Origin of the sequence: Paenibacillus sp. FSL R5-0473 (assembly GCF_038004565.1) — a bacterium.
Lineage (GTDB): Bacteria > Bacillota > Bacilli > Paenibacillales > Paenibacillaceae > Paenibacillus > Paenibacillus amylolyticus.
In genome coordinates, this window is the sequence record NZ_JBBORL010000001.1 from 981,890 (window position 1) to 987,037 (window position 5,148).

Consider the following 5,148-nt stretch of genomic DNA (forward strand, 5'->3'; position numbering starts at 1 on the left):
AGAAATGTTTTTCTCCAGTTTAATAAAGTAATTACATCCATCTGTCGATACTCTATATAAGAGAATGCTTTTCTTCTATAGAGTAGTTTGGATAGGGATTAGCAGTATATCGTAGAAGGCTTGATATCATTAATATTTAAATATTTCGCGTGAAGGTGTTTCAAATTGCATCATTTGGTTTAAATGTATAGTTGGCGATGAATTGCTGACTGGTTAAACCAAGTGATGCATTTACGCGGAAAGTCTTCCGATCGACAAGGTTGAAAAGAGGTCTGTTATGAGAAAAGACAATTGTAAAATGACATTGCAGCGCAATGTGATTATAAATGATACATATCAGGTAAGACAGGTATTGGCCAGCAGTGAGTTGGCTATTGTATATGCAGGGCGAGATCGTAACACAGGTGCCAAAGTAGCCATTAAGGAATTTTTCCCACAGAGAATGGCTGAACGGCAGGCAGACAAGCGAGGGGTGTTCTGCTCTTCACGAGGATACGGTGGGCAATATCAGGAGTTACTGGCTGCATTTCTGCTCGAAGGTGAACTATTATCGAAACTAGATCATCCCCATATTGTATCGTATATGGATCATTTTGAAGCGAATGGTACGGGGTATCTGGTTATGGAATACTGCACGGGAATCACATTGACCGAGTATTTGAATGAACATAATCATGCTCTTGATGCTGCTTTCATAACGGAGACGCTGCTTCCACTGGTGGATACATTGGATTACATACATAAGCAAGGCATTCTTCACCGGGATGTGAAACCTTCCAACATTATGGTTATGGAGGATGGTACACCCAAACTTCTGGACTTTGGCTCAGCTACCCGTTGGCCTATGCAATCCGGAGAGAAACAGGTGATATTTACATCGGCAGGTTATTCTCCGCTGGAGTTTTATTCTGAGAAATCTAGTCAAGGACCGATGTCGGACATCTATAGTTTGGCAGCTCTGCTCCATTATTGGACATGCGGGCAACCTCCTATGGACGTGAAACAGCGGTTGTTCCAGGATGAATTGCCATCTGTTCGCTCACATAATGAGTATGTGAATCCTTGGCTCGCTCGTGTTATTCATTGGGGGTTGACGGTTCGTTCTGAGAAACGCTGTGCTTCCTTAGCTTGGGTCAGAAGCTCGCTGCGAGTTCAAGCCTGGGTATGGAAAGTGCGCAAGCCAGGTACAGTGGAATGGTCTTTAGCCGAGAATGAACATACGCAGGTCTATGAAGTGGAGTCGAAAAAGCAACATGAGATGGCTTGAGTTATAACACCTCTTTTATAAAATGGTATGCTAGATGAGCATATTCGTACAATAAATTAAACCAAGTCGACTTATAAAAGAGGAGATTTGGTTTTTTTGTTATTTATTATGTTATAGGGAATCGGATGTAATTGAATGACGTTATATTTTATAGAGTTCGTCTCGAAGTTAGCCAGACGATAAATCATGCCGTGATTAACAGCTCCACCTATAGATAGAATTTGAAACGAACACCCCAACTCCGATACAATGTTCTCATAGAGTCTGAGAGAATGGATCAAATACGGTGCAGAAATGGAGAAAACCAATATGACTGAATTTATCAACGCTGACGATATTAATGACGTAATTCTGGCTGCGGCAGCAAACGAGTTGGAGCAGATGGTGGACAAAATGTGTGAGCTGATTGGCACGCCTTTGGAACAGACAACAGAACTGGAGCGTCAGGTCATGGCTGCTTTTGGTTTTGGCGCGGTGTATGGCATCACTCATCGGGATCAGCTGGCGGAGCCGCAGGCCCATGCCTTGAGCATTCGGATGCTGATTAAACCGTTTAATTACAGTGAACAGCAGGCGGTTGATTTTGCCGATGATCTGATTCGGGTGGCTTCTGATCGTGAGGTTCATCCGGTGATGAATACGATTATCCAACGTGGGATTGATGGACACCGCCAATTCAACCAGGAAAACGATGAAGGATTGGAACGTAACATTCAGGAGATTTTAACAGCGGTTCAATCGCAAAAATAGACGGTTTTATTAGATGTGGGAGATGATTGCATTGGATCTGATGAAATTAAGCAAGGAACTCTCATACGCTCTGCGACATGCACCATGGGAGTATGAACTGGAACTGGACGAAGAGGGTTGGGTGGAGATCTCGCAATTGCTGGTGGCTTTACATGAAAGTCCGCAGTGGAAGGGAGTCACGCAAGTTGATCTGGAGCAGATGATTCAAGCCTCGGAGAAAAAGAGACATGAAATCCGTTCTGGCCGCATCCGGGCATTGTATGGACATTCGACACCTCATAAGATATCGAAAATATCTGCTGAGCCACCGGAAACCCTGTACCATGGGACCCCGGCACGCGCAGTAAATTCTATTATGGAACATGGCTTACAGCCGCGGCAAAGGCAATATGTACATCTGTCCGCAGACATCGATACAGCCAATCAGGTGGGACGAAGACGAGATGATCAGCCTGTCATTTTGAAAATCAATGCTGCTCAAGCGGCCACAGACGGAATCCTCTTTTATCATGGAAACGAAAATATCTGGCTGGCCGATCACATTCCTGCACGTTATATTCTTGAGCAGTGAGCAGTGAGCAGTTACTGGTGAGCAATGAGTGATGAACTGTTGTGGAAAGCATAAATACCTATCTCGAATTGCAACAGTCGCAATGAATGGATTGAATGTGCAGTCTTCCGTTCAAGTTGTATACCGTTGTATTGATCGTTAGCTACACAAAAAAAGGGACGCATCCAACACTTGTTGGTGTGTCCCTTTCTCATATCCAAAACTTACTTGCCTACAATTGCTTTAATACCTTCGCTAAGTGGCTGAGCTGGATGGCCAAGCAATTTCTCTAAGGTATCACTTTCTACAGCCAGTGCGCCTTCACGAATGGCACCTTGCATATCAACGAGCATGGACACGACAAAGTCCGGTAGACCTGCGCCTTTCATGATGTCAGCATAAGCGGCATCGTCCACGTTTTGCACGTTGATATCCTGTCCGAGCACTTCACCAACAATGGCAGCCAGTTCAGCTTGAGTGCGCAGTTTGCCGGACAATTCATATACGGTATTCTCATGTCCTTCTCCTGCGAGAACAGCTGCAGCAGCATGGGCGTAGTCACTTCGGGTAGCCCAGCCTACTTGGCTGTTGTTGGTGGCATGAACCCAAGGTGCACCTTGGGTAGCTGCTTGCACACTGCCTGCTTCATTTTCCAGGTACCAGTTGTTGCGCAGGAAGGAATACGGTATGCCGGATTCACGAATAGCTTTTTCTGTAGCGCGGTGAACTTCCGCCAGGGAAAGGGTGTTTTTCTCTGCATTCACAACGCTTGTATAAGCGATGAATCCCACGCCTGCGTTCTTGGCAGCGTCAATGGCAGCCTGATGTTGGCGAATACGCGTTTCATTGTCACCATCAGTTGAGATGAGCAACAGACGGTCTACACCAGCGAAAGCTTTCTCCAACGTCTCTGGTTGATCGAAATCACCGTGACGTACTTCAACGCCTTGAGCGCGGAATGTTTCCGCTTTTTCCGGATTACGTACACTTACTGCCACATCCTTGGCAGAATTGTTTTTTAACAATGCCTCTACAACCAGTGAACCCAATTGACCTGTTGCGCCAGTAACCAAAATTTTCATTTTCTTTTCCTCCTAGGATATGTGTTTTGTTTGCATATGGATGTAATCAAAATTGTTATAACAGGTGTGATTACAACGAAAGGGTTAAAAAAAGCTCATTATGAGCTTTTTTATTCAGAGACATGAATCTGATCCATCATCTGTTGTATGGTTACACGATTCAAGCGCTGTTCCATGGCTGTCTGAGCCTCAATGAGTTCGGCACGCAAGGTGTGTTCAATCATGTTGCCGACTGGACATTTCGGATTCGGATGTTTGTGAAAGTTAAACAATTCCCCATCCTCCACGACCTCAAGCGCTCGATATACATCAAGAAGGGTAATGTCGGCTGGATCTTTCAACAAGGAAGCACCACCCACACCGGGTCTGACGTCAATCAGTCCAGCCTGTTTCAGCTTGGACATAATCCGCCGAATAATCACGGGATTTGTATTCACACTCTGCGCGATCACATCTCCGGTGCATTCATTGGGCATAACAGCGATCAGGGACAGGGTATGAACCGCAATGGAAAAGCGACTGCTGATTTGTCTCATGGGATAATCACCACCGTTGTAACTATAATAGTTACAAAGAGATCGGATGTCAATTCCTTTATATTATATTTTAATGGATAGTTGCTGTTGTTCTGTAATCGTAGATGATCAAACAGATGATAATTGAACTATCAGCTATGTCAAATAAATGAGTTGTGGTTCTTTTGAAGCGTTAAAAAAGAAGTAGGTTTCAAACCTTTTAATGTAATAATAGGGCTAAATTCCTATTATTTTCAAGTTAAATGGAACTATATGGTTTTCTTGTTTGCGTACAGAAGAAGAAAAATGACAAAAGCTTCGACAAACTAGAAAATTATGTATGAATTGACAAATGTAAAAGCGATTATATAATGTGTTTAACTACAAGATTGTACATTTAGTTACAAATGATTCCAAATAACAAACGGCGGGAGTGGGACAGGCATGTGGTTTTTGGTTCTATGGTTGTTAGGTCTAATTTCAGGGGGAGTACACCTATATGTGTTAGGTTTTCCCGGGGAAATGAGCGAGATTAGCAGGGTGTTGCTGCTTCATCAGTTTGTGGTTACGTTTGGATTGGTTGGAGTGATTGGTTATGTTGTCAACATTGCCAGAGCGGATCAGACAGCCAAAATGTTAGGATGGCCTGGTGGACCATTTCAGGTTAAATACGGTTTTTCCCAGGTAGGGCTTGGAGTTATGGGGATTATGGCCATCTGGTTCCAAGGGAACTTTTGGGTTGGTGTATTGGTAACGATGTACATATACGGATTAAGTGGTCTTTGGTCACATACTTATGTCATGATTAAAAATCGCAAGGCAGATGGAGACAGTATCGGGAATCTCATTATGGATGTGGTGTATCAAACGTTTATCACGGTTCTCTCCGTATTGGCTGGTGGAATCTGGGTAATGCACTAAGCTGTAACTGATTTTTTGCCTTACACAGCTTGAATCTCAATTAAACGATGAGGTGTGGTCGTG

General features: G+C 43.8%; 6 protein-coding genes. 4 read left to right on the forward strand and 2 right to left on the reverse strand.

Translation table 11 applies throughout. The annotated features are described in order from the left end of the window. Positions 1–277: 277 nt before the first annotated feature. From MKY28_RS04280 to MKY28_RS04290, 3 genes are all read left to right on the forward strand, one after another. On the forward strand, positions 278–1,267 hold the full coding sequence (locus tag MKY28_RS04280; protein WP_036615222.1) for a serine/threonine protein kinase: 990 nt from the start codon (positions 278–280) through the stop codon (positions 1,265–1,267). Positions 1,268–1,576: 309 nt separating this feature from the next. Continuing rightward, entirely contained in the window at positions 1,577–2,017 is a 441-nt protein-coding gene (imm48, locus tag MKY28_RS04285; protein WP_051447381.1) for an Imm48 family immunity protein, read from the forward strand. Between the two features lie 31 nt (positions 2,018–2,048). Beyond that, positions 2,049–2,588 carry an RNA 2'-phosphotransferase gene (locus MKY28_RS04290; RefSeq protein ID WP_340935111.1) on the forward strand — a complete coding sequence of 180 codons (540 nt, stop codon included), beginning with the start codon at positions 2,049–2,051 and terminating at the stop codon, positions 2,586–2,588. A gap of 203 nt (positions 2,589–2,791) precedes the next feature. Here MKY28_RS04290 and MKY28_RS04295 read toward each other — a convergent pair whose 3' ends face one another. Then, complete coding sequence (locus MKY28_RS04295) at positions 2,792–3,649, reverse strand: SDR family oxidoreductase (RefSeq protein ID WP_340935113.1); 858 nt, start codon at positions 3,647–3,649, stop codon at positions 2,792–2,794. Positions 3,650–3,759: 110 nt separating this feature from the next. Beyond that, on the reverse strand, positions 3,760–4,185 hold the full coding sequence (locus MKY28_RS04300; RefSeq protein WP_036668516.1) for an Rrf2 family transcriptional regulator: 426 nt from the start codon (positions 4,183–4,185) through the stop codon (positions 3,760–3,762). 423 nt (positions 4,186–4,608) lie between these two features. Here MKY28_RS04300 and MKY28_RS04305 point away from each other — a divergent pair, with 423 nt between their 5' ends. Then, the gene (locus MKY28_RS04305) at positions 4,609–5,085 is read left to right on the forward strand and encodes a DUF6790 family protein (RefSeq protein WP_026080959.1); all 477 of its coding nucleotides are present in this window, start codon (positions 4,609–4,611) and stop codon (positions 5,083–5,085) included. Positions 5,086–5,148 lie beyond the last annotated feature (63 nt).